This is a genomic window from Streptomyces odontomachicola (assembly GCF_039605595.1).
In the GTDB taxonomy this organism is placed as follows: Bacteria; Actinomycetota; Actinomycetes; order Streptomycetales; family Streptomycetaceae; genus Streptomyces.
The window spans coordinates 417,942-442,150 of the sequence record NZ_JBCFOK010000005.1 but is presented as its reverse complement, the minus strand read 5'-3'; the positions used below and the strand labels follow the sequence as shown (position 1 = coordinate 442,150).

General features: G+C 69.8%; 17 protein-coding genes. 8 read left to right on the top strand and 9 right to left on the bottom strand.

All coding sequences use genetic code 11. The features are described from left to right. Nucleotides 1-4: 4 nt before the first annotated feature. Nucleotides 5-883, bottom strand: a complete 879-nt coding sequence (locus ABEE00_RS12015) for a nucleotidyltransferase domain-containing protein (RefSeq protein ID WP_345745341.1) — start codon at nucleotides 881-883, stop codon at nucleotides 5-7. A gap of 127 nt (nucleotides 884-1,010) precedes the next feature. Between ABEE00_RS12015 and ABEE00_RS12010 the strand changes: the two genes are divergently transcribed. Next, nucleotides 1,011-2,513 (top strand): glycoside hydrolase family 30 protein, encoded by a 1,503-nt coding sequence (locus ABEE00_RS12010; RefSeq protein WP_345745441.1) that lies wholly within the window; start codon nucleotides 1,011-1,013, stop codon nucleotides 2,511-2,513. 84 nt (nucleotides 2,514-2,597) lie between these two features. Here ABEE00_RS12010 and ABEE00_RS12005 read toward each other — a convergent pair whose 3' ends face one another. After that, on the bottom strand, nucleotides 2,598-4,817 hold the full coding sequence (locus ABEE00_RS12005) for an NADP-dependent isocitrate dehydrogenase (protein ID WP_345745340.1): 2,220 nt from the start codon (nucleotides 4,815-4,817) through the stop codon (nucleotides 2,598-2,600). Nucleotides 4,818-4,973: 156 nt separating this feature from the next. Here ABEE00_RS12005 and ABEE00_RS12000 point away from each other — a divergent pair, with 156 nt between their 5' ends. Next, nucleotides 4,974-5,636: a TetR/AcrR family transcriptional regulator gene (locus ABEE00_RS12000; protein ID WP_345745339.1), complete on the top strand. Its 663-nt coding sequence runs from the start codon at nucleotides 4,974-4,976 to the stop codon at nucleotides 5,634-5,636. A gap of 29 nt (nucleotides 5,637-5,665) precedes the next feature. Beyond that, on the top strand, nucleotides 5,666-6,775 hold the full coding sequence (locus ABEE00_RS11995) for an FAD-dependent oxidoreductase (protein WP_345745338.1): 1,110 nt from the start codon (nucleotides 5,666-5,668) through the stop codon (nucleotides 6,773-6,775). Between the two features lie 79 nt (nucleotides 6,776-6,854). Here ABEE00_RS11995 and ABEE00_RS11990 read toward each other — a convergent pair whose 3' ends face one another. Beyond that, nucleotides 6,855-8,888, bottom strand: a complete 2,034-nt coding sequence (locus tag ABEE00_RS11990) for a TerD family protein (protein WP_345745440.1) — start codon at nucleotides 8,886-8,888, stop codon at nucleotides 6,855-6,857. Nucleotides 8,889-9,157: 269 nt separating this feature from the next. On the opposite strand from ABEE00_RS11990, the gene ABEE00_RS11985 reads away from it, so the two are divergent. The 3 genes from ABEE00_RS11985 to ABEE00_RS11975 all read left to right on the top strand — a co-directional run bounded on the left by ABEE00_RS11985 (nucleotide 9,158) and on the right by ABEE00_RS11975 (nucleotide 14,944). After that, nucleotides 9,158-10,555: a hypothetical protein gene (locus ABEE00_RS11985; protein WP_345745337.1), complete on the top strand. Its 1,398-nt coding sequence runs from the start codon at nucleotides 9,158-9,160 to the stop codon at nucleotides 10,553-10,555. 214 nt (nucleotides 10,556-10,769) lie between these two features. Then, entirely contained in the window at nucleotides 10,770-11,186 is a 417-nt protein-coding gene (locus ABEE00_RS11980) for a hypothetical protein (RefSeq protein WP_345745336.1), read from the top strand. Next, a complete protein-coding gene (locus ABEE00_RS11975) occupies nucleotides 11,183-14,944 on the top strand; it encodes a caspase, EACC1-associated type (RefSeq protein ID WP_345745335.1) in 3,762 nt (1,253 codons plus the stop codon). Before ABEE00_RS11980 ends, ABEE00_RS11975 begins: the two co-directional genes overlap by 4 nt. Before the next feature lie 351 nt (nucleotides 14,945-15,295). Here the strand turns inward: ABEE00_RS11975 and glnA are convergent, their stop codons facing one another. Next, nucleotides 15,296-16,711: a type I glutamate--ammonia ligase gene (gene glnA / locus ABEE00_RS11970; RefSeq protein WP_345745334.1), complete on the bottom strand. Its 1,416-nt coding sequence runs from the start codon at nucleotides 16,709-16,711 to the stop codon at nucleotides 15,296-15,298. A gap of 293 nt (nucleotides 16,712-17,004) precedes the next feature. Between glnA and ABEE00_RS11965 the strand changes: the two genes are divergently transcribed. Beyond that, nucleotides 17,005-17,475 carry an RDD family protein gene (locus ABEE00_RS11965; protein WP_345745333.1) on the top strand — a complete coding sequence of 157 codons (471 nt, stop codon included), beginning with the start codon at nucleotides 17,005-17,007 and terminating at the stop codon, nucleotides 17,473-17,475. 167 nt (nucleotides 17,476-17,642) lie between these two features. On the opposite strand, the gene ABEE00_RS11960 is transcribed toward ABEE00_RS11965, so the two are convergent. The 4 genes from ABEE00_RS11960 to lipB form a co-directional block, all read right to left on the bottom strand. Then, entirely contained in the window at nucleotides 17,643-18,368 is a 726-nt protein-coding gene (locus ABEE00_RS11960; RefSeq protein WP_345745332.1) for a DUF4191 domain-containing protein, read from the bottom strand. A 10-nt stretch (nucleotides 18,369-18,378) separates the two neighbouring features. After that, nucleotides 18,379-18,573, bottom strand: a complete 195-nt coding sequence (locus ABEE00_RS11955) for a hypothetical protein (RefSeq protein ID WP_345745331.1) — start codon at nucleotides 18,571-18,573, stop codon at nucleotides 18,379-18,381. Nucleotides 18,574-18,877: 304 nt separating this feature from the next. Then, on the bottom strand, nucleotides 18,878-19,816 hold the full coding sequence (lipA, locus tag ABEE00_RS11950) for a lipoyl synthase (protein ID WP_345745330.1): 939 nt from the start codon (nucleotides 19,814-19,816) through the stop codon (nucleotides 18,878-18,880). A 169-nt stretch (nucleotides 19,817-19,985) separates the two neighbouring features. Next, complete coding sequence (lipB, locus tag ABEE00_RS11945; protein ID WP_345745329.1) at nucleotides 19,986-20,789, bottom strand: lipoyl(octanoyl) transferase LipB; 804 nt, start codon at nucleotides 20,787-20,789, stop codon at nucleotides 19,986-19,988. Between the two features lie 243 nt (nucleotides 20,790-21,032). Between lipB and ABEE00_RS11940 the strand changes: the two genes are divergently transcribed. Further along, nucleotides 21,033-22,673, top strand: a complete 1,641-nt coding sequence (locus ABEE00_RS11940) for an NsdA family TPR-like regulatory protein (RefSeq protein WP_345745328.1) — start codon at nucleotides 21,033-21,035, stop codon at nucleotides 22,671-22,673. Nucleotides 22,674-22,826: 153 nt separating this feature from the next. Here ABEE00_RS11940 and ABEE00_RS11935 read toward each other — a convergent pair whose 3' ends face one another. Next, complete coding sequence (locus tag ABEE00_RS11935; RefSeq protein ID WP_345745327.1) at nucleotides 22,827-24,110, bottom strand: sensor histidine kinase; 1,284 nt, start codon at nucleotides 24,108-24,110, stop codon at nucleotides 22,827-22,829. Between the last annotated feature and the right edge of the window lie 99 nt (nucleotides 24,111-24,209).

The window sequence follows — 24,209 nt, the reverse complement described above, 5'->3', positions numbered from 1 at the left end:
AGCGCTAGAGCAACTGCGCGATGTCCTCGTGCAGTTCGCGCGGCAGCTCCAGGCCCCAGCGCGACGCCGCCTCGGCCGCGAGTTCCCTGCTCCAGGCCCAGCTCGCGCGGGCGGCTGCGCGTACGGCCGCGGGCTCGGCCGGTGCCGTGGTCGCCGCGTACCGCCGCACGTCGGCCTCCGGCAGGTCGCCCTCCAGCGCGCGGCTCGGGGTGAGCCAGTGCGCCGTCGACCCGCGCAGCAGGCGGCAGAGCCGGAGCTGCTGCGGGGCGACCATGGTGTGCAGCAGTGCGTGGGCCCGCGCGGTCTCGCCGCGGGCCAGGACGTGCGCGAGCATCAGCGTCCAGTTGGCGAGCTCGGCGGTGAGGCGGCGCGCGGTGGGGCCTGGCTCGGGCGGGCCGAGGTCGGCGAGCCGCCGCGCGACGGGGGTCAGGCGCCCGCCGCGGTCCAGGAGCACCGCCGCCTCCGGGTCGGGCAGATGGACCATGCCCTCCCAGGAGGCCACCTTCTCGATGCCGGGCCCCGCCGGCTCGAAGTGGAACTCCCCGCGCATCAGGTCGTCGAAGACCACCGCGAGGGTGCCGAACATATTGGTGTAGGCGAGCCGGAGTTCACCGAGCCGCCGCAGGAACTCCGTACCGTCGAAGTCCCGCGCGCCGTCGCCGCCCGGGAGGCCGTCGCCGCCCGGGAAGCTGTCGTCGCGCAGGAAGACGTACGCCTCGATGTCGGAGTAGGCGTCGGCTTCTCCGACCGTCCACGAACCGTAGAGCAGGACGCCGTCGATGCGGGGCTCGACCGCGGCGGCGGCGCGGAGCAGCCCGATGCGCCGGGCCAGCGCGGGCGCGGCGTCGGCGGCGCCGGCCGTACGGGGAAGGGGATGATGCATGAAGTCGCTCTCTTCTCAAGCCTGTTGGCGGGCATGCAAAAGGAACCTCTGGTGCACCCGCGGCTCAGGAGAAGACAGCCATCATGCGCCCCACGATAACCGGCTCACCCCCGCACTCGCCCTCGTGATGCTCGCCCTCTCCCTCACCCTCGCCGCGCTGCTCTGGCAGGCGGAGGCGCCGGGCGGCGGGGACGAGCCGCGCGCCGCACGGCCGTGGATCACCACCCCCGACCGTTCCCGGCTGCTGGAGCCGGGAAGGCCGCTCCCCTTCCACGCCACCGGCGACGACAAGGCCCCTGCACCGACGCTCCACGTCGACCCCTCCCGCACGTTCCAGACCATGGACGGCTTCGGCGCCTCGCTCACCGACTCCTCGGCCTCGGTGCTGTACGGGATGTCCGGGGCGCGGCGGGACGAGGTGATGCGCTCGCTCTTCGCCCCGGGCGAGCGGGGCGGGATCGGGCTGAGCCTGCTGCGGCAGCCGGTCGGCTCCTCGGAGTTCGTGGACGGCGCGCACTACACGTACAACGACCTGCCGCCCGGCGAAACCGACCTGGCGCAGCGGCACTTCGGCATCGCGCACGACGAGCCCCGCATCCTGCCGCTGCTGCGCCGCGCCCGCGAGCTCAACCCGCGGCTCAAGGTGATCGCGGCGCCCTGGAGCCCGCCCGCGTGGATGAAGGAGGGCGGCAGCCTGGAGGGCGGCTCCCTCAAGGACGATCCGGCCTACTTCGCCTCGTACGCGCGCTACCTGGTGAAGTTCGTGCGGGCCTACGCGCGCGCCGGCGTCCCGGTCCACGCGCTGACCGTGCAGAACGAGCCGCAGAACCGCACCCCCGACGGCTACCCCGGCACCGCGATGCCCGTCGCCGACCAGAACCGGGTGATCGCCGAGCTCGGCCCGATGCTGGAGCGCGCCGGGCTCGGCCACGTCAGGATCCTCTCCTTCGACCACAACTGGTCGCTGCACCCCGACGACCGCCGGGACGCGGAGCGCGCCGGCGCGGATCCGGAGCCGGACTACCCCTTCGACGCGCTGCGCGGCCCGGCGGCGCGGTGGATCGACGGCACCGCGTTCCACGGCTACCACGGGAGCGCGGAACGGCAGTCGGCGCTGCACAGGGCGTTCCCCGGCAAGGGGATCTGGTTCACCGAGGGCTCGGGGTGGCACCGCAGGGGCGAGGCGTACGCGGAATACTTCGCCAACACCCTGCGCCGGCACGCCCAGCACCTCCAGATCGGCGCCACCCGCAACTGGGCCCGCTCGGTGGCCAATTGGAACCTCGCGCTGGACTCCGGGGGCGGCCCGGTCAACGGGGGCTGCGGCAACGACCCGGCGGGCGTGTGCACCGGCGTCCTGGCCGTCGACGGCGACCGCGTGACCCGCAACGCGGAGTTCTACACCCTCGGCCACATGAGCAGGTTCGTCGCACCGGGCGCGGTCCGCATCGGGACCGAGAACGCGGGAGCGCTGCACAACACCGCGTTCCGCAACCCGGACGGGACCGTGGCGCTGGTGGTCACCAACACCTCCGACGCGGTACGGGAGTTCAGCGTCTCGTGGCGGGGCCGTGCCTTCACCGCGCGCCTCACGGGCGGCGCGCTGGCCACGTACACCTGGAAACCCTGAGGCATCCCCGTACGACGAAGGCCCCCGGCGCGGCGAACCGCACCGGGGGCCTCTCTCACGGGGCCGGAACCCCGCTCATGACTCTCAGGCCAGCGAGGAGAGCGCCTCGTTGAGGGTCTTCGACGGGCGCATCACGGCGCCGGCCTTGGCGTCGTCCGGCTGGTAGTAGCCGCCGATGTCGGCCGGGGAGCCCTGCACGCCGGTCAGCTCGTCGACGATCGTCTGCTCCTGCTCGGTGAGGGTGCGGGCCAGGCCCGCGAACGCCTCGGCGAGCTGCGCGTCCTCGGTCTGCTTGGCCAGCTCCTGGGCCCAGTAGAGGGCCAGGTAGAAGTGGCTGCCGCGGTTGTCGAGGCCGCCGAGCTTGCGGCTGGGCGACTTGTTCTCGTTGAGGAACGTGCCGGTGGCGCGGTCCAGGGTGTCCGCGAGGACCTGGGCGCGCGCGTTGCCGTCCTTCTGCGCCAGGTGCTCGAAGCTGACGGCCAGCGCGAGGAACTCGCCCAGGCTGTCCCAGCGCAGGTAGTTCTCCTTGACGAGCTGCTGCACGTGCTTCGGCGCCGAGCCGCCCGCGCCGGTCTCGAAGAGCCCGCCGCCGTTGATCAGCGGGACGACCGAGAGCATCTTGGCGCTGGTGCCCAGCTCCAGGATCGGGAACAGGTCGGTCAGGTAGTCGCGCAGCACGTTGCCGGTGACCGAGATGGTGTTCTCGCCGCGGCGGATGCGCTCCAGCGAGAGCTTCATGGCCTCGACCGGCGACTTGATCTCGATGCGCAGGCCCTCGGTGTCGTGCTCCTGGAGGTACTGCTTCACCTTGGCGATCAGGTTCGCGTCGTGCGCGCGGCCCTCGTCCAGCCAGAACACGGCCGGGTCGCCGGTGGCGCGGGCGCGGGTGACGGCGAGCTTGACCCAGTCGCGGATCGGCACGTCCTTGGTCTGGCACATCCGGAAGATGTCGCCCTCGCCGACGGCCTGCTCCAGCACGGCGTTGCCGTTGCCGTCCAGCACCCGCACGGTGCCGGTGCCCGCGATCTCGAAGGTCTTGTCGTGGCTGCCGTACTCCTCGGCCTTCTGCGCCATGAGGCCGACGTTGGGCACCGAGCCCATGGTCGAGGGGTCGAAGGCGCCGTTGGCCCGGCAGTCGTCGATGACGACCTGGTAGATCCCGGCGTACGAGGAGTCCGGGATGACGGCCAGGGTGTCCTGCTCCTGGTCGTCCTTGTTCCACATGTGGCCCGAGGTGCGGATCATCGCCGGCATGGAGGCGTCGACGATCACGTCGCTCGGCACGTGCAGATTGGAGATGCCCTTGTGCGAGTCGACCATGGCCAGGTCGGGGCCCTCGGCGAGCTCCGCGTCGAAGGACGCCTTGATCTCCTCGCCGTTGTCCAGCGACTCCAGGCCCTTGTAGATGCCGGCCAGGCCGTCGTTCGGGCTCAGCCAGGCGGCGGCCAGGGTCTCGCCGTACTTCGCGAAGGTCTTCGGGAAGAAGGCGCGCACCACGTGGCCGAAGATGATCGGGTCGGAGACCTTCATCATCGTCGCCTTGAGGTGCACCGAGAACAGCACGCCCTGGGCCTTGGCCTCGGCGATCTGGGCGGTCAGGAACTCGCGCAGCGCCGCGACGCGCAGCACGGCGGCGTCCACGACCTCACCGGCGAGCACCGGCACCGACTCGCGCAGCACCTCGGTGCTGCCGTCGTCGCGTACGAGCTCGATGCGCAGCGCACCGTCCTCGGCGACCACAGCGGACTTCTCGGTGGAGCGGAAGTCGTCGCCGTCCATGTGCGCGACGTTGGTCTTGGAGTCCGCGGTCCACTTGCCCATGCGGTGCGGGTTCGCCTTGGCGTAGTTCTTCACCGAGGCGGGCGCGCGGCGGTCCGAGTTGCCCTCGCGCAGCACGGGGTTGACCGCGCTGCCCTTGACCTTGTCGTACCGGGCGCGGATGTCGCGCTCCTGGTCGGTCTTGGGGTCCTCGGGGTAGTCCGGGAGCGCGTAGCCGTGCTCCTGGAGCTCCGCGACGGCGGCCTTGAGCTGCGGGATCGAAGCAGAGATGTTCGGCAGCTTGATGATGTTGGCCTCGGGCGTCTTGGCCAGCTCGCCCAGGTTGCCGAGGGCGTCCTCGACGCGCTGCCCCTCCTCCAGCCACTCCGGGAACTGCGCGAGGATCCGCCCCGCCAGCGAGATGTCACGGCTCTCGACACCGACCCCGGCCGTCGCGGCGTACGCCGTGACGACGGGCAGGAACGAGTACGTGGCCAGGGCCGGGGCCTCGTCGGTTTGCGTGTAGATGATCGTCGAGTCTGTCACCGGTACTCCGCTTCAGGTCTACATCGTCTCGATATCAAGATATCCCGTGCGTGCGGGTCGCGGACAGCGGGGGCGGGGGCGGGTTCGGAGGCGGGCCGACGCGGGGCGAATGCTACGAACTTGTTCGTTCCGAACAAGTTCGTTACGGTGGACGGCATGCCACCCCGCAGCCGCCGCGAACGTCCCGCCAAGCCCGCGCTCACCTACGAGGGGATCGTGGACGCCGCGGTCCGGCTCATGCGCGAGGAGGGCCTCCGGCGGGTGACCATGCGCCGCCTCGCCGGGGAGCTCGACACCGGACCGGCCTCGCTGTACGTGTACGTGCGCGACACCGCCGAGCTGCACGCCGCGATCCTCGAGGAGCTGCTGGGCGGGGTGGATCTGCGGCCGGCGGGCGATGAGGGTGACTGGCGCGAGCGCCTGGTCGCGGTCCTCACCTCGTACACCGGCGTCCTCTTCGAGAACCCCGAGCTGGCCCGCTCCGCACTCACCGCCCGGCCCGCGGGCCGCAACTACCTCGCCCTGGTCGAGGCGCTGCTGTCCCTGCTGCACGAGGGCGGCGTCCCGGACGCGCGGGCGGCCTGGGGCGTGGACGTCCTGCTCCAGGTGGCCACGGCGACGGCGGCGGAGCACGCGGGCGGGGACGGGGCCGGGCCGGAGGGGGTCGCCGCCGCGCTGCGGGAGGCCCCGGCCGCCTCGTATCCGCGCATCGCCGCACTCGGGGACGACCTGCTCTCCGGCACGCCGCAGGAGCGCGTGCGGTGGGCCTTCCACATGCTGATCAACGGCGCGCTGCACACGCCCCGTACCGACGGCTGAGCCCCGTACCGACCGCTGAGGAGACGACCGTGACCACCCACCACTCCATCGCCGTGGTCGGCGGCGGGCTCGGCGGCCTGACGCTGGCCCGCGTGCTGCACGTGAACGGGATCGAGGCCGCCGTGTACGACCGCGACGCGTCCCGCGACGCGCGTGCCCAGGGCGGCATGCTCGACATCCACGAGGAGTCGGGCCAGGCGGCTCTGCGCGCCGCGGGCCTGTACGAGGAGTTCCGCCGCCGCGTGCTCCCCGGCGGCGAGGCGCTGCGCATCCTCGACCGGCACGGCACCGTGCACTGGGAGGAGGCCGACGAGGGCGACGGCACCCGCCCCGAGATCGACCGCGGCGACCTGCGCGACCTGCTCCTCGACTCGCTGCCCGCCGGAACGGTCCGCTGGGGCGCGAAGGCGGAGTCGGTACGCACGCTCCCCGACGGCCGCCACGCCGTGACCCTCGCCGACGGTTCCTCCTTCACCGCGGACCTGCTGGTCGGCGCGGACGGCGCGTGGTCCGTCGTACGCCCGTTGCTCTCCTCGGCTCGCCCTGCGTACGCGGGGATCTCCTTCGTCGAGGGCGACCTGCCGGACGCGGACACCCGGCACCCGCGCGGCGCTGAGGTCGTCGGCGGCGGCATGCTCTTCGCGCTGGACGACGGCAAGGGCTTCCTGGCCCACCGGGAATCCGACGGCTCACTTCACGTCTACACGGCCCTCCGCATCCCCGAGAACGCCTTCCCGCCCCCTCAAGCCGACGCCCTCCTCCCCCACTTCAACGACTGGTCCCCCGCCCTCACCTCCCTCCTCACCGACTCCGAGGGCCCCCTGACCCCCCGCCCCATCCACGTACTCCCCACCAACCACCACTGGCCCCGAGTCCCCGGCGTGACCCTGTTGGGCGACGCGGCCCACTTGATGTCCCCCTTCGCGGGAGAGGGCGCGAACTTGGCCCTGCAGGACGCCGCCGAACTGGCCCAGTCACTGGCCGCCCACCCGTCGGACGTGGAGACAGCCTTGGCCGCGTACGAGGCACCCCTGTTCCCCCGAAGCGAGGCGGCGGCGAGGGAGTCGGCGGCGACTTTGGAGCTGTGCTTCGGGGAGGGGGCGGCGCGGAGGCTGGCGGAGCAATTCGCGTGCTTGTGAGGTTCGTTGGCCGACCCTCGTCGACCATCAGAAAGCCCGCCCGAACACCTCGCTCAGCACGCCCCCTGCCGCTGTTCCCTCATCGTGCGTCGATGCGTTCCTTCGACGGAGTTCGCTGAGGTGTCGGCCGGTCAAGGGGGACCACCACTGTCGTGTAGAAGCGGTGGACGGCCTCGTCGACGCTGCGGATGAAGCCGGATTCAGCATTCCCGCGGCTGCTTCCCATGCCCTTGAGCAGGGACAGGCGGAAGCCGGTGATACGTGTATCCGCGTTTTTCGGGAGCATGTCCGCAGGTTCAGGACGAAGTCGTTCCAGCGTGCCCCTCGGGCCTCCCGTTTCTCCCTCGGTCAGGGTCTCGACATGGAGGTCTGCGGGCGCCTCGGCGAGATGGCGGATGAGGCGCTTGGCCCAGCTCAGAGGGTAGCCCTTTCCCGGTGCCGGGATCTCGATGGCTGTGCGGAGCTTGCCGGTGCGCAGGTCGGCGTTGATCGCCAGAATCCCCGGCGCGCCCTCGATCCGAATCTCCGCTTGGAGCCTCCCGTCGAGACAGAGCTGGTCGGCCAGACGGTTTCTGCGCACCGCCGGGTCGGCTCCACGCTTGGCGCGTTGGACAGGAAGGACCTTCTGTCCGAGTTCACCTCCGAGACTGAGGCAAAGCTGACGGATGAGTCGTTCCCAGCTTTCCACCACATCCAGCGCGCGCGGATCTCCCTTGCACAGCGTTTCATCGTTGATTCCGTTGCGTACGGGCACCCACCCCGGACCCATATTCTGGAATCCGTGACAGCCCGAGTTCTCGTGCTGCAGATAGTGGAGAAGTTCCTGGAGCAACCAGGCGTTCGCCTTGTCTCCGACACCTTCGTGCCGAATCAACATCTGTGCCTGATAAGCGACTTCAGCCCACGACAGGTGCCAGAGAGCGACCTTGTGCTTCCGCCGTCCGTCAACCTTGACGTCGACGAGCGGACTCCCCTCCAACGCGACGTCGTTGGACAACGTGATCACAGCTTCGTAACCGCGGCGTGCAGCAATGTCCATGTACGCCTGCACCTGGTCGGACTTGAGGGAGCTTCCGTTGGTCTTGGTTTCGACCAGCGCGGTCCACAGCTTTCCGGCCCGCTCCACGCGTATCACACCGTCAGGCCGCCGAGGTTCCTCTCCGTTCGGCAACGAGACTTCCGTGAACGTCTCCATGCGGCCCGCCGGGGCGCCGAAACCCGCGGTGAGTCTCCTGCCGAACTCCGGCACCTGTGCCATAACGGACAGCAGCACCGAGGTGGCGCGCACCTCCCGGTCCCGGTCACTCTTGAGCGCCGAGACGGGAACGAGCCTGGCCTGCCTCCAGGACTCGTTCTCCGCGAGAGACTTCTTGGCCACCTTGGGCAAGGTGACTTTCTTCTTCGCGGTACGAGGTCGCGCCGGCCTCGTCTTCTGTACGGTCGCATCGCCGGGCGGACGGGGCGCCGGAACGGCGCTTGAGGCTGCTTGCGCATCCGCACTGACGTCCGGAACTGCACCCGTAGAACTATCCTCTTCTAGGGCATCCGGATTCTCCGACGCTTCCTCTGTACCTGCGTCGTCGTCGACATCGACGCCGAAGTCCGTTGCCAAACCAGCCAGGCCAGACTCATACCCCTGGCCGACAGCACGGAACTTCCATTCCTCCGCACGCCGATACAGTTCGCCGAAGATGATTGCACTCACCGGGGCGGGGTCGTCGATGGCGAATCTGAGGATGCTCTGCCCCGCCCCGTCGGCCAACGTGACCTTCAGGTCTTCCAGTTCTCCGAAACCGGCTCCGCCGTAACGACTCGCTGCCACCACGATCCGGTCGACGCCGGGCGAGACAGCGGTCAGGTCAAAACTAATGCGGTCCTCGTCACCGTTCTCCGTCGGTGTCTTACCGAGGAGTTGCACGCTCCCGTCCTCGGCGACCGGGTTGTTGTAGAAGTAGAAATCACTGTCTCCACGCACCTTGCCGCCCGCCCCCAGTAACAGGACGGACACGTCCGCATCACCTTCACCAGTCGGGCTGACCCAGCTCAGCCCGACGATCACCGAGTCCAGCGTCGCGCTCAGAGCCGACAGGGCAACGTTCGAGCCCTTCACCATCTCGTACACAAACCCCCCAAATCCCATAGTTCGCGCATACGTGGCTATATCCATCCCAGCCACTTACTGCATGACATGAGATGACGTACAGCGCAAGAGCACTGTAGTGCCTTCCGGTCAGGGCAGCGGCGGGTGTGCGACGCCGCTGTCAGCGGAGGGCAGCGGGGAGTGACGCAGGCGGGAACGGCTGGAGACTGCTGTACCGACAGCCTCGGTGCCCCCATGCACACTTGCGTGCGCCCGGCCTCTCCTCCATACCGTGACGCACCATGTCAGTACCTGCGGAAGACATCCTCGCTCAGCTAGGCCGACGGATCCCGGTACACGTCAATTCGACCGCCACGCTGGCAACAGACACGGACAAGGCAGCCACAGCGATCGCTCGGAAGCGTGCACGCGAGCGGGGCGAGGAGGCGCGGACTCCCCGCAAGCCGGGGGTAGGGCCGCTGCGGGCCACCGAACGTGAGGAACTCACCGCCACACCCTGGGAACTGCTCGGTACCTTCGCCCGGGCCGCAACCCTGGCTCGTCACGGGCGCGGCAGAGGCCTGGCCGAACACTGGCAAGCTCTGAAGTACTGCCAGGCCTTGGCGGCCGGTACACGCGGCTACCTGACCCTCACCGACGAGGGGCAAAGCCCGGAACTCTCCTATAGGGGCATGCAGGCCCGGGAATTGGGACGAGCGCTTGGCCTGGCAGTCGCAGAGCGCACGGTTCGGGCCCGCTTCCCCGACCACTTGGTCTCCACTGTGGACGCCGAGGCGATACTGCTGGCTGGTTTCGCGCGCTCCGGCCCACGGCCTTCCCTGGGGGCTCGGCCACGTCCTGATTTCCTCATCGAGGCATGGAAACCCGGAGAGCCGTCGCGCGTCTTCGTCGTGACCGTCAACGGAAATCACCAGAAGGCGACCAAGCGCACCGGCAAGACCGACCGCTCGGCATTCAAGCAACTGGCCAGGGCCGGTGAACGTGCTGAACACTTCCACCTCGCCGAGTGGAACACCACGCCCTGCCTCATGATGTCCACCGAGCTGCTGGCCGCAGACGGCATCACCGTCAACGTCCTGCAGGCGCCGGGTCAAGGCCTGTTGCCTCCACGACCAGTCTCCGGACACGGAAGTGCGGACTCCGTGCCGTCAAAACGGAACCCTCCGTACGTCAACGCCGTCCGGGTGCCCGCTGCCGCCGACGGAGAAGCCTTCCAGGACGGCTTTCTCATCCCCCGCAAAGACCGCGCCTGGTTCGGTCAGGTACTCGCCCGCACGGGTGCCGCCAGTCAACTAGCATTCGCCGGCGCCGGCACGGAGATCGCTCAGTACCTGACCGATGATCAGGGTCGCAAACACTATCAACAGCGCACCTTCGCAGGCTCATCCAGCATCCGGGACGCAGAGCACGACTTCGGCACGGCTCACTATGTCGGAACCGACCAGGTGTTCAGGCTGAAGAGGAAGCGTGTCGAGGCGTTCTCCGGAATGGTGGAGGACCTCTATCAACTTCTCGTCGATGGGAAGGTCGAAGCGTACCGGCACCGAGCGTACGAGCTGCGCAGCGCTTTACCGACCGGAGCAACGGCCCCCGGGTGGGGTCCCGTCTCCTTCGCCGATGACGGCACCGTCATGGCACTGCGCATCCTGCCGGAGGAACACGCTCCTTCTACGACGTGAAGAGCCCGCCCTCATGTTGCGCTGCGATGGCAGCACTTGGGGGCGGCCTCATGGCTTCCCTACGGAAGCGAACCCGCCCGACAGCCCGGACGATCGCCACCTGGCCGGATGACGCTGCTGCTGCCTTTTGCGATCTGTCGCCGCACGCATACCCATGCCAAAGTCAAGAGGCGCGAAGCACGCGAGACAGCACGCCAACAGCAAGGAGCATTACATGCAGGACGGGGGACCCCGCTGGCGGATCATCGTGCCGACTGGCGGCGATGCGCTGCGGCAGGAGCGACTCACGTGGGACCTGCACGACACTCTGCACGAAGTGGACGGCCTGGCCGTCGAATTCGCCGAGGACCAGATGCCCACTGACCCTGGGCACAAGGGTGCGGGTGCAGGAGAAGTGGCGCTCTGGGCGGCGACGGCCGCCGCCGTAGCCCGCCCTGTCTCGCACGTCGTGATCACACTGCTCAAGGAGTGGTGTGCCAAGGCACGTCATCGACAGGTCGAAGTCACCTACGAAGGCCACTCCGTCACGATCACGGGCCGCCCCGATGCAGCGCAGGAACGCATGGTCCGCGAGTTCATGGACAAGGCGAGCAGCGCGGAGAGTGCCAGGGCGGAGGATGTCCGGGAGTGACCCGACTCATCAAGCGCCGTGCCCTGCTCATCGGCAACGAGCACTACGACGATGACCGTTTCGGACCACTGGCGTCCACCCGGGCCGACGTCTGGGGTCTGCACCAAGTCCTGCAGCACCGCAACATCGGCGCCTTCGTCTCCGTCAAGACGGAGAACAACCTGACTGCTGATGACATGCGCCAGGCCATAGGCGAGTTCCTGGAAGAGCGCGAACCCGACGAGCTGGCCCTGGTGTACGTGTCCGGGCACGGCGTACGGCTGGCAAGAGATGGTGGCGAGTTCCATTTCGTCGCCAGGGATACCGACTTCGACAGGGTCGCTGAGACCGGCGTGAGCGCCGGCTATGTCAATGAGCGGTTGGAGCAGTGCTGGGCCCCGCAGAAGGTCGTGATGATCGACTGCTGCCGCAGCGGCGGATTCGCCGTGGGGCTGCGTACCTCGGACCGGCGGGCAGCCGGTCCGAGGGCGAAATCCGGCGAGGAAGCGCTGCTCACCAGCCGTGGCGTCTACGTCCTGTCTTCCTCACGGGCCGGTGAGGACTCCTACGCCGATGCGGCTGAGGGCACCGAAATCAAGCCGTCCGCTTTCACGGCCGAAGTGATCGAAGCCCTGCGGACGGGGAAGGTCGGCAAGGACGGCAGCAGCGAGGTCTCGGTTTCCGACCTCTTCGACTACGTCAACCGACGCATGCGGGCCCAGGGCGGCCGCCAAGTACCAGTGCATTCCGCTCATGGCGTCGACGACCGCATCGTCCTCGCCGACTGCCCGCTGGGCAGCGCCCCCACTCTGGTTCCACTGAGCGGTCGGCCCGCGCCCCGACCGGGGGATCCCGCCCCTTCCGGTGCTCCTAAGTCGCCGGGCAAAGAACCGACATGGGGCAACCTCCTTGAGTACTACCGCGAGTGCGTCCTGTCCGACGACACCGATACGCCGTTGATGGATGTGGACGAACGGAACGCGTCGTACGTCTGCCTGTCCGGTGCGGAGCATTTTCTGTCGGGCGACGTGGACGAGGACGGATGTGTCGCGCTCCCCTCGGAGGCGGATTCCCTCGTCGAGTCCGGGGCGGCCCAGGAGGCCGAGCTCTGGGCGGGTTACCCCGCCGTGGTCGTGACGGGGCCACGCAACGGACGCCCCTGGCGGCACCCGAAGTTCGCCCCACTGCTGATCCGTCGGGTCGAGATCGTCCAAGGGGACGGCGAGGTACGGCTGAAGCCTTACGGCCCGGTATTGCCGCACCCTCGTCTGGCCAGGGACTGGCTTGGAGAAGAGGAGGCCGCCCACCTCGCGGAGGTGTACCAGCCCACCTGGCACCGGGGACAGCACGACCGCATGGCCGGCAACGCGCGCAACCTGTTGACGCAGGAGTTCGAGCTGCCATGCGTCCAAGAGCTCCGGCCTGACCAGCTCACCGACCATATCGACATTCACTCGCCCGGCCATGGCGCTCGCAATACCGCCGTGCTCTTCACGGCCCTCCCTGAAACCGCTTTCACAAAGCGACTGCTCAAGGATTTCGCGGACATCGCGGAGAGGACGAACCGGATTCCGGCCACGGCGCTCGCTGCTCTTTCACCCGATCCCGGCGAACGCGCACGCTCGCACAACCTGACCGACCCCGTACCCGCGCATCTTGTCACGCCCCTGCCGTGCAATGAGGCCCAGTCCGCGGTCCTCCGCTCCGCCATGACCCGCCGCCTCACGGCCGCCACCGGGCCGCCAGGCACCGGCAAGAGCCAGTTGGTCGCCAACCTCGTCGCCACCGCTGTCGCCAACAGGCAGACAGTCCTCGTGGCTTCCACCAACAACGAGGCTGTGGACGAGGTCTGGCGTCGTTGCGAGGAGCTGGTCCCCGGCAGTGTCGTACGCACCGGCTCGTCGGCTCGTACGAAGTCCACCAGCTACGCGGAAACCGAAGCCGCTGCCCTGCACACGCTGCGCACCGCGCCAGAGGCCGCTTCCAACGTGACCACAGCGGCCATGGATGTCGATGTGGCTGCCGACCAGCTGGCGCACGTACGTCAGGAGTACGCCGGAACAGCTACGGCGGAGGTGGAACTCCAGCGGGCCGGCGCAGCACGGGAGGAGCATGCCGGTCAGCTCGGACTTTCCGCCGCCCAACTCATGGCCGTGCTCGGGGAGTCACCGCGGCTCGGCCGTCTTGGGGACAAGGCAAGCCGACTAGCCGGCAGGAAGGTACTCGGCTCGTGGTTCCGCAGCCGCTTCCTCCGTAAGGCTGGACTCGTTTCGTACGAGGGCGACCTCGTCGACGGCTGCCTCGCGTTCGCCGGATTCGCAGCAGCCGAAGCAGAGTGGCGGCGTCTGCACGGGCAGGTAGCCACTGTGGACGACACTCGACTCGCCACAACGCTCCACGAAGCGGAGGAAGCCGTCCGCACCGCGTCGCGCACTCTCCTCGACAGCGCGGTCCGGACACATGCGCGCGCCGGGAGTCAGCGCATCCTCGCCCTGCTCAGAGCGCGGGACAGCGACGGCAGCGACTGGCCTGCGCTACGAGAAGTCCTGGGCCGGGCCCACGGTCAGAAGGAAGCTCCCGCAGTCGCGGGGTGGGCCGTCACCAGCCTCTCGGCCCGGCGCTTCCCTCGCGATCCCGCGCTCTTCGATCTCGTCGTCATCGACGAAGCCAGCCAGTGCTCCATCCCGCATGTCCTGCCCCTGCTCTTCCGCGCCCGCCGTGCTCTGGTGATCGGCGACGCCATGCAGCTCACGCACATCGCCAAGGTCGGCCCGGAACGCGAGGCCCTCGTCCGGCGCCGCATCGGGCTGCGGTCCGACTGGTTGGAGAAGCACCGTCTTGCCTACCGGCGCCACTCGGCATTCCATGCCGCCGAGCGCTCGGCCGGGGGAACACTCCTCCTCGACGAACACTTCCGCTGCCACCCTGATATCGCCACGATCTCCAACGATCTCTTCTACGACGGCGGGCTGACCGTTCTCACCGACACCCGCGACCGGCCGTCCCTGGAGAGAAATGCGCTCATCTGGTCCCACGTGGAGGGACGAGCCAGTCGGCCCTCAAACGGCGGCTCCTGGGTGAACAGCGAGGAAATCCGCAAGGTAGACGACAGCGTGCGCTACCTCCTGGGCCAACTGCCGCCCGATGCCACCATCGGCGTCGTCACCCCCTTCAAGGCTCAAGCCAACGTTCTCCGCGAGCAGTTGAGCCAATACGACCAGGAACGCCTGCGCGTTGGCACCGTGCACACTTTCCAGGGCGGCGAGCGCGACATCATGGTGTTCTCCCTCGTTGCGAGCGAGGGGATGAGCCCCGGTGCGGTCAGCTGGATCCATCGGCAACTCAACCTCTGGAACGTGGCCATCACCCGGGCACGTGCCCACCTCATCATGGTGGGGGACAGAAATCTCTGGGCAAAGCGGGGCGGCATTGTCGCAGCGCTGCTCGACGCCGCCACCGACAGTGGCCCCGCGCATTCCCGCGAAGGCTCCGGAGAAGAGCTGCTCAAACGCCTTTACCAGAGGCTCTCCCAGCAGTCGGGAGCGACCGTCGCCCTCGGTGAGAGCGTCAACGGGTACGCATCCGACGCACTGGTGCGGAACACCCACAGCGACACGCACAACGCCGTGCTGCTCGATCCGGGTCCCGATGAGAACAGCGACCCGGCGCGCCATCTCCGACTGATGCTGCACCGAACGCGGCTTCTGGACAGCGGCGAGCAAGGGGGTGCGGCACTCCGCTACCCGGCCTGGCGGCTGTATGAGACCAACGGCGACTGAAAGATACACAGCTGTTGGCTGGCGAACGCTTGAGGTTGACGTTGGACGGAAGACGCCCAAGCTCCGCGACGCCGCACAGCACGAGAGTGGCTCCCCAGTCCCTCGCGGGGAACGGGGCCACCATTCGCAATTCCATTGCCGAAACGCCAGGCGTGGACTCGGAACGGAGGCAGAGCCGGCCGCCGGCCGAACCGCGGCAGCAACCGGCCGACCGCGTCAATCACAGGCGGAATGCGTATAGCTGTTACGGAAGCCAAAAGGCCGTCGGCCATGTCTCCCCATTTCGGAAGAACACGGCCGACGGCCCACAGACGGCCCAGGCGAGCGGGAAACCGCTGGCCTGCGGCGCCTTTAGATGTCGAAGTACAGCTCGAACTCATGCGGATGCGGCCGCAGCTGCATAGGCGCGATCTCGTTCGTCCGCTTGTAGTCGATCCACGTCTCGATCAGGTCGGAGGTGAAGACGCCGCCGGCCTGGAGGTACTCGTTGTCGGACTCGAGGGCGTCGAGGACCGCCGGGAGGGAGGTCGGGACCTGGGGGACGCCGGCGTGCTCCTCGGGGGCCAGCTCGTAGAGGTCCTTGTCGATCGGCTCGGCGGGCTCGATCTTGTTGCGGACGCCGTCCAGGCCGGCCATCAGGAGCGCCGAGAAGGCCAGGTACGGGTTGGACGACGGGTCCGGCGCGCGGAACTCGACGCGCTTGGCCTTCGGGTTGGAGCCGGTGATCGGGATGCGCATGGCCGCGGAGCGGTTGCGCTGCGAGTACACCAGGTTCACCGGCGCCTCGAAGCCCGGCACCAGGCGGTGGTACGAGTTGATCGAGGGGTTGGTGAAGGCCAGCAGCGACGGCGCGTGCTTGAGGATGCCGCCGATGTAGTAGCGGGCGGTGTCGGACAGGCCCGCGTAGCCCTGCTCGTCGTAGAAGAGCGGGGAGCCCTCGTTCCACAGCGACTGGTGCACGTGCATGCCCGAGCCGTTGTCGCCGAAGATCGGCTTCGGCATGAAGGTCGCGGTCTTGCCGTTCCGCCAGGCGGTGTTCTTCACGATGTACTTGAAGAGCATCAGGTCGTCGGCGGCGGCCAGCAGCGTGTTGAACTTGTAGTTGATCTCCGCCTGGCCCGCGGTGCCCACCTCGTGGTGCTGGCGCTCGACCTTGAGGCCGGCCCTGGTCAGCTCGGTGGAGATCTCGGCGCGCAGGTCGGCGAAGTGGTCGACGGGCGGGGCCGGGAAGTAGCCGCCCTTGTAGCGGACCTTGTAGCCGCGGTTGCCGCCGTCCTCGATGGCGCCGGTGTTCCAGGCGCCCGCCTCGGAGTCGATCTCGTAGAACGAGCGGTTCGCCGTGGTCTCGAAGCGCGCGCTGTCGAAGACGTAGAACTCGGCCTCGGGGCCGAAGAACGCGGTGTCGGCGATGCCGGAGGAGGCGAGGTAGGCCTCGGCCTTCTTCGCCACGTTCCGCGGGTCGCGGCTGTACTGCTCGCCGGTGATCGGGTCGTGGATGAAGAAGTTGATGTTGAGGTGCTTCTCGTCCCTGAACGGGTCCACGCGGGCGGTGGAGAGGTCGGGGACGAGCGCCATGTCGGACTCGTGGATGGCCTGGAAGCCGCGGATCGACGAGCCGTCGAACATGAGGTTCTCGGACGGGTCGAACGTGTCGGCCGGGACTGCGAAGTGCTGCATCACACCAGGCAGGTCGCAGAAGCGGACGTCGATGTATTTGACGTCGTTGTCCGCGATGAACTTCTTGGCCTCGTCGGCGTTCTGGAACATCCAACTCCTCCTAGTCCCGCCTGCCGCGAGGGGACGGGAATGGCTGCAGGGCGCAGGCCAGTGCGGTGGCGCGCTGGTTTCCGACCCTAGGCAGGGGCGGTTTCTCGGGAATGACCCGTCTGTTTCGCCGATGTTACTGAGGATTGCCCGGCGGGGGCCGCACCGTTCACCCGGCGCCGCGGGGTTCGGGTACGCCGTAGGTACGCCGACCAGGCCATGCGACCGGACCGTGCCCCGCACTCAGCACACACCCGCCGGGCCGCCTCGTACAAGCCGCGCGATACCGTGGCCGTGTGGACAACAGGGAAGCAATCGGATCGTGGCTCTCGGGACCGCGCTCGGCGGCCGAGGACATGGGAGCCGACTTCGGTTACCGCGGTGAACGCCTCGGGCTGCCCCAGGAGGGCCCCGGGTCCATCGCGCCGACGGGCCGCCGCTTCGGCGCGCTCTTCATCGACTGGGCCATCGCCGTACTGATCGGGTACGGGCTGCTCTCCGGTCGGAATCTGTCCACCGCGAACAACTGGGCTCTCGCCGTCTTCCTGGTGATGGTCCTGCTGACCGTCGGCACGGTCGGCAGCACGCCGGGCAAGCGGCTGCTGGGCCTGCGCGTGGTGTCGGTGAACGGCCTGGGCCGGCTGGCCTTCTGGCGCGCCGCCGTCCGCACGGTGCTGCTCGGCCTGGCCATCCCGGCCCTGGTCTTCGACCGCGACAACCGCGGCCTCCACGACCGCCTCGCGGGCGCGGTGCAGGTACGGATCTAGTACGGCGGTACGGGTACGGGCCGACCCGCCCGGCGAAGACGCGGCCCCAACGCACACGGCCCGCGCGAAATCCCGTACACGACGACCCGTACGCCACGGCCCCGCACATACGGCGGCGCGGGCCCGGACGCTCCGGGACCCGCGCCGTATACGTTTACGGAGACGTCTCAGCGGCGTCCGCCGCCGCCTCCCTGGCCACCACCCTGCCCCTTCGGCATCCGCATGCCCTTGGGCAGCGGGCCCTTCGGGATCGGCATGTTGCTCATCAGGTCGCCCAGCGCGCGCAGCCGGTCGTTGGTGTCGGTGACCTGCGGCCCGCTGAGGGTGCGCGGCAGCTTGAGCAGCTTGGTGCGCAGCTTCTTGAGCGGCACCTGGCCCTCGTCGTCGCCGACGGTGAAGTCGTACACCGGGACGCCCTCGGCGACGACCCGCGATGTCCGCTTCTTCTCGGAGCCCAGGAGCTGCCGGACCCGGTTCGGGTTGCCCTCGCCGACCAGGACGACGCCCGCCTTGCCGACGGCACGGTGCACGACGTCCTGGCTGCGGTTGATCGCCACGGCCTGGGTGACCGTCCAGCCGCGGCCGACGTTGTCGAGCACCGCGCCCGCCGCGCCCGGCTGGCCCTCCATCTGCCCGAACGCGGCCTTCTCGGCGCGGCGTCCGAAGATGAACGCCGCGGCGACGAAGGCCACGAGGAATCCGAGGATCCCCAGGTAGACCGGATACCCGATCAGGAAGCCGATCGCGAGGAAGACACCGAAGGTGACAAGCCCCACGCCGGCCAGAATCCAGCCGATCTTCCGGTCCACGCGCCGGGTCATCTGGTACGTCAGGGCGATCTGCTTGAAGCGCCCCGGGTTCGCAGCTTTCTCTGCGTTGTCCTTCCTCGCCATGGCAGGAAGTTTACGTTGCGGCGGAACTCCGGGTCGTCGCGGCCTCCAGTACGTGCTGGGCCTCGGTGCGCGCGCGTGCGCGCCGGCGGTCCTCCAGCACCGCGGTCCAGGCATTCCGGCGCGCGGTCCGGTTACCCCGGCGCAGCAGCATGTGTTCCAGTTGGACGAACGCGCGCAGAGTGGTCTGCACGGGAGCCCCCTCCATGAGGTGAGTGCGAACGGCGTGAGCGGTACGGGGTGGTGCGGGTGCCGCAGAGCCGGGGTCCCCCTCCCGCGTACTCCGCGTGAGTCCAGCGTCGCGCTTAGGTGTTACCAGGGGATGACCGGGCGGTCAAAGCCTTCGAAAGGCTGTGCGGCAAACCTCACGCCGTATTCGCGCCACTCTGACGCGGCACTGACGCGGGGCCCATGTGGCCCTTGCGCGGGGGCCGCCGCGAGGGGCGGTGGGGCCGCCGCACCGGGTGCCTCCCCGGCACCTCCCGTACGACGGCCCACCGGCGTGCGTGCGCTCAGGCCGCCTTCGCGTCGCGGGCCTCGATCGCCTGCTTGTAGAGGCGGCCGGCGCGGTAGGAGGAGCGGACCAGCGGGCCCGACATGACGCCCGCGTACCCGATCTCCTCGGCCTCCTGCTGGAGCTCCACGAACTCCTGCGGCTTCACCCAGCGCTCGACGGGGTGGTGCCGCGGGGTGGGCCGCAGGTACTGGGTGATGGTGATCAGCTCGCAGCCCGCCTCGTGCAGGTCGCGCAGTGCCTCGCTGACCTCCTCGCGGGTCTCGCCCATGCCGAGGATCAGGTTGGACTTGGTGACCAGGCCGTCGTTGCGCGCCTCGGTCAGGACCTTGAGCGAGCGCTCGTAACGGAAGCCGGGGCGGATGCGCTTGAAGATCCGCGGGACGGTCTCCACGTTGTGCGCGAGGACCTCGGGGCGCGAGGAGAAGACCTCGGCGAGCTGGTCCGGGTCGGCGTTGAAGTCCGGGATCAGCAGCTCGACGCCGGTCTCCGGCATGCGCTGGTGGATCTGGCGGACGGTCTCGGCGTACAGCCAGGCGCCGCCGTCGTCCAGGTCGTCACGCGCGACGCCGGTGATGGTCGCGTAGCGAAGCTCCATCGTCTCGACGGACTCGGCGACGCGGCGCGGCTCGTCGGTGTCCAGCGGCTCGGGCTTGCCGGTGTCGATCTGGCAGAAGTCGCAGCGCCGGGTGCACTGTTCGCCGCCGATGAGGAAGGTGGCCTCGCGGTCCTCCCAGCACTCGAAGATGTTGGGGCAGCCCGCCTCCTGGCAGACCGTGTGCAGCCCCTCCTTCTTCACGAGGTTCTGCAGGGCGTTGTACTCGGGGCCCATTTTCGCCCGGGTCTTGATCCACTCCGGCTTGCGCTCGATGGGGGTCTCGCTGTTGCGGACCTCCAAGCGGAGCATCTTTCGACCGTCGGGTGCGACAGCGGACACGTCCGGCTCCCTACGTACTTTCGATTCCTCGGCGCGGACAAGCCTACGCCGTGCGTCCAAGGGTCTCGGGGTCTCCCCCGTTGGGGATCGTTATCGATCATCGGCCGCGCGGGGGCGGCGTACGGACGGCGTACGGGGCCGCGGCGGGACCGCGGCGGCCGCCGCGCGCTCACTCGCCGGTGGCTCTGGGCGCGGGCTCGAAGTTCTCGAAGACCTCGCGCAGGTGCTTCTCCGCCACCGGCAGCACCTCGGTCACCGGGACGCTCCTGCCCAGCTCCTCGGAGAGGGTCGCGGTGCCCGCGTCCCTGATGCCGCACGGGATGATCTTGTCGAAGGAGGTGTTGTCTGGGTCGCAGTTCAGGGCGAATCCGTGCATGGTCACGCCCTTGGCCACGCGCACGCCGATCGCCCCGATCTTGCGGTCCTGGCCGCGCTGCCCGGCGTTCGACGGCGCGTACTCCGGACCGCTCAGGCGCGGGTCGAACTCCTCGTCCTGCTCGGGCCCTGCGGGCGCGGGCGTGAAGTCGAGGGAGAGGCCGCCGAGCTCCTCCTTGCGGTTCTTCTCCTCGCCGAGCACCCAGGCGCCGCTGCGGCCCTCGATCCTGGTGGTCTCCAGGCCGAAGTCGGCGCAGATGCGGATCATGACCTCCTCCAGCCGCCGCACGTACTCGATGACGTCGACGGGCCGGGGGAGTTTGATGATCGGGTACGCGACGAGCTGTCCTGGACCGTGCCAGGTGATCTTGCCGCCGCGGTCCACGTCGACGACCGGGGTGCCGTCAAGCGGGCGTTCACCGTCCTCCGTACGCCGCCCGGCGGTGTAGACCGCCTGGTGCTCCAGCAGCAGGCAGGTGTCCCCGGTCTCGTCCGCGAACCGCGCCGCGTGCACCCGGCGCTGCTCCTGCCACGCCTCCTGGTAGTCCACGGCGTTCTCGCCGAAGCCCAGGTGAACGAAGCTCAGCTCGGAGCCCATCGCAGCTTCCTCCTCAGTCAGTGCCGGGGGTGCCCGCTTGTGGCGGAACGTTCCCCGGTATCGCGCCCGCACGCCACTGTACGGCCGGGGCGCTCCGGCACGGCAGGCGGCCGCCTCCTCACACGTACGGATGAATACGAAGGGAAGGGGCGGAGGGAAGCACGGTGTGCCGCTACATTCGCGCCGTTCCGCAGGGCGCCCCGGCGTCTGCCGCAAGCCGTAGGGCAGGAGACCGTAAAGCTGATGACGATGGAACGTCCTGGGGGAACCTCCTCCCAGTCCTCCCAGCAGCGCATCCCCAACCGCCAGCTCGCCTCGCTGATCGCCGAGGCAGGATTCTCCAACGCCGGACTGGCCCGGCGCGTGGACCAGCTCGGTCTGGAACACGGTCTCGATCTCCGCTACGACAAGACATCGGTGACACGCTGGCTACGCGGCCAGCAGCCGCGCGGCACCACACCCGCGCTGATCGCCGAGGTCTTCACCCGGCGGCTGGGGCGGCGGCTGACCGCGCAGGACCTGGGGCTCGACGCCTGCGCCCCGGTGTATGCGGGGCTGGAGTTCGCCGCGACGCCCGCCGAGGCGGTGGACATCGTCAGCGGGCTGTGGCGCAAGGACTCGGGCAGCCACGCCGAGCTGCGCAAGATCGCGTTCACCCCGGCCGGGCTCGTGGTGCCCAGCCGCGACTGGCTGATCGGCCGCCCCGACGAGCGGGTGGCGCACGGCGTGGAGCCCGAGGGCGGCGGCGCTCCCGGCACGCCGCGCGCCCGGGTCCCCGCACAGGCCCGCGGCTCAGGGGCCGCAGCCGCCGCCGGAGGCGCGGCCGGCGGCGCTGTGCCGGTCGGCGGGCGGGTGCGGGCGCCGGGTGCGCGTCCTGACGGGCTGCGGCACGGGCCGCAGGTGCCGGCCCGCGCGCCGGGCACGTCGGCCGCGGGTGCCGCCACCACCTCGTGGCTGGAGCAGGTCGAGCGCGGGCCCGGGCAGCGCGTGTCGATGGGCGACGTGAGCGCGCTGCGCACGGTGGCCGAGCTGTTCCGCGCGCTGGACAACGCGTACGGCGGCGGGCACGCGCGCCAGGCGCTGGTGCGGTATCTGGAGCACGAGACCGAGCCGATGCTGCGCGGCACGTACACCGAGCAGGTGGGGCGGCGGCTCTTCGGCGCCGCCTCCGACCTGACCCGGCTGGCCGGCTGGACGTCGTACGACATCGCCGCGCACGGCCTCGCACAGCGCTATTTCGTGCAGGCGCTGCGGCTGGCGCAGGCGGCGGGCGACCGGGCGTACGGGGCCTTCGTGCTGGTGACCATGAGCCGGCAGGCGGTCTATCTGGCGCACGGGCGGGAGGCCGTGCAGCTCGCGCGGGTCGCGCAGCAGGGCGTGGGCACCTCCGCGCCGCCCGCCGTGCAGGCGCTGCTGCACGCGGCGGAGGCGCGCGGGCACGGCGTGCTCGGCGAGGTGCGGGCGTGCACCGCCTCGTTGGCGCGGGCCGAGCGGGCGCTGGAGTCGGCGCGGCCCGGCGAGGAGGTGCCGCCGTGGGCGCGGGCCTTCGACGAGGCGCAGCTCGCTGACGAGTTCGGGCACTGCCACCGGGATCTCCAGCAGTACCGGGCGGCGGCGCTGCACGCGGAGCGGTCGTTGCAGCTCCGGGCCACCGGGCATGCGCGGAGCCGGCTGTTCTCGCGGGTGGTGCTGGCGACCGCGCGGCTGGGGCTCGGGGAGGTGGAGCAGGCCTGCGCGTTGGGGGCCGAGGCGGCGCATGCGGCGGCTGAGATGCGGTCTGTGCGGGCGCTGGAGTATGTGCGGGAGTTCGAGCGGCGGTTGGAGCCTTATCGGGATGCGGCGCCTGTGCGGGGGTATCGGGACAAGGTCGCCCCGCTCGGTTGATCTCGTTTTGCGCTGCGGGGTGCGGCTTCTGCGCCCCGCAGCTTCTTTTCGGGGCTTCGCCCCGTGCCCCGTTGGGTGAGTGGGGGCGTGGAGCGGGGGGCTGCGGTTCCGGTGTGCCCACCCGTTCCGCCCCTGCGGAACGATTGCCCACACCTAAGTGGGGGCAGGTTCGGTGGGGATCTCCATGGTGAGCATGGTGGGGCCTCCCTTCGGGCTGGTCACGGCGAGGATTCCGTCCAATGGGGATAGGCGGCGTTGCAGAGCCTTTGGGGGCTCGGCGCCGCCTTTTCCGTTGTCTGTTATCGCTATGCGGAGTGTCTGGTCGTAGTGCATGTCCAGCCATACGCGGTCGGCGCCTGAGTGTTTGGCCGCGTTGGTCAGGGCCTCGCTGATGGCGAAGTAGGCGGCGGATTCGACCGGTTCGGGGAAGCGGCCCGGGAGGTCGATGTCGGTCTCGACCGGCATCGGCATGCGCAGGGCCAGGGCCTCGACCGCGTCGCCCAGGCCGCGTTCGGCGAGGACCGGCGGGTGGATGCCGCGTACGAGGTCGCGGAGCTCGGTCAGGGCCTCGGCCGAATTGCGGCGTGCCTCGGCGAGCAGGCGCTTGGCCTCGGCGGGGTCCCGCTCGATGAGGGCCTCCACGGTGCCCAGGCTCATGCCCATGGAGACGAGGCGAGCCTGGGCGCCGTCGTGCAGGTCCCGTTCTATGCGCCGGAGTTGGGCCGCCGAGGAGTCGACCGCCTCGTGCCGGGTCTCGTACAGCTCGGCCACACGCTGCTCCAGGCGGGCCTCGCGGGTCGGGGCGATCATCCCGCGCGCGATCCCGAAGTGCGCGCGGACGCACAGCGGGCCCAGTCGCACGGCCGCGGCGAGCAGCGCGGTGCCCAGGGCCGCGCAGAGGACGGCGGTGCGCGGGCCCTCGACGGGTATGAAGGCGTACCAATAGCCGCCCTGCACCGCGCGCCACACTCCGGCGAGGATCACCCAGCCCTCGGCCCCGTACACGATCAGGGCGGGTGGCAGGAGTGCGCAGACGAAGCCCGCGACCGCGTCGGCCGGGAGCCAGAGGAGGTCGCGCCAGGTGGCGGGGTCGGCGAGGAGCCGGAGGCAGCGGCGGGGTGTGCGCAGGGGGCCGGGCCCGGTGCGCGGCAGCGGGCGGTACGGAGGCGGGACGGCGAGGCCGGCCCAGGCGTGCGCGAGGAGGCGGCGGCCGTTGGCGTGCGCGCGGGTCAGCGCGATCACCGGCGGCGTGGTGAACAGGCCGAGGAGCGCGGGGATCAGCGCGAGCGAGACCACGTTCAGCACGAGGAGGGCGAGGGAGGCGCCGAGGGAGAGGAAGCAGAGCGCGAGGCCGCGCGCGCCGGAGAGGAGCGCGGCGCGGGCCCCTTCCCGCAGTGCGTCAGCCGTCGTGTGCCGCGGTGTGCTGCTGCTCGTCATGTGCCCCGTCCCCCTCCGGCGACCGGGCTCCCCCTCCGGTCACCTGATCAGTGTGCGGTACGGAGGCGGCGCGGTCACGGGGGTCAGGGCGAGGGAGGG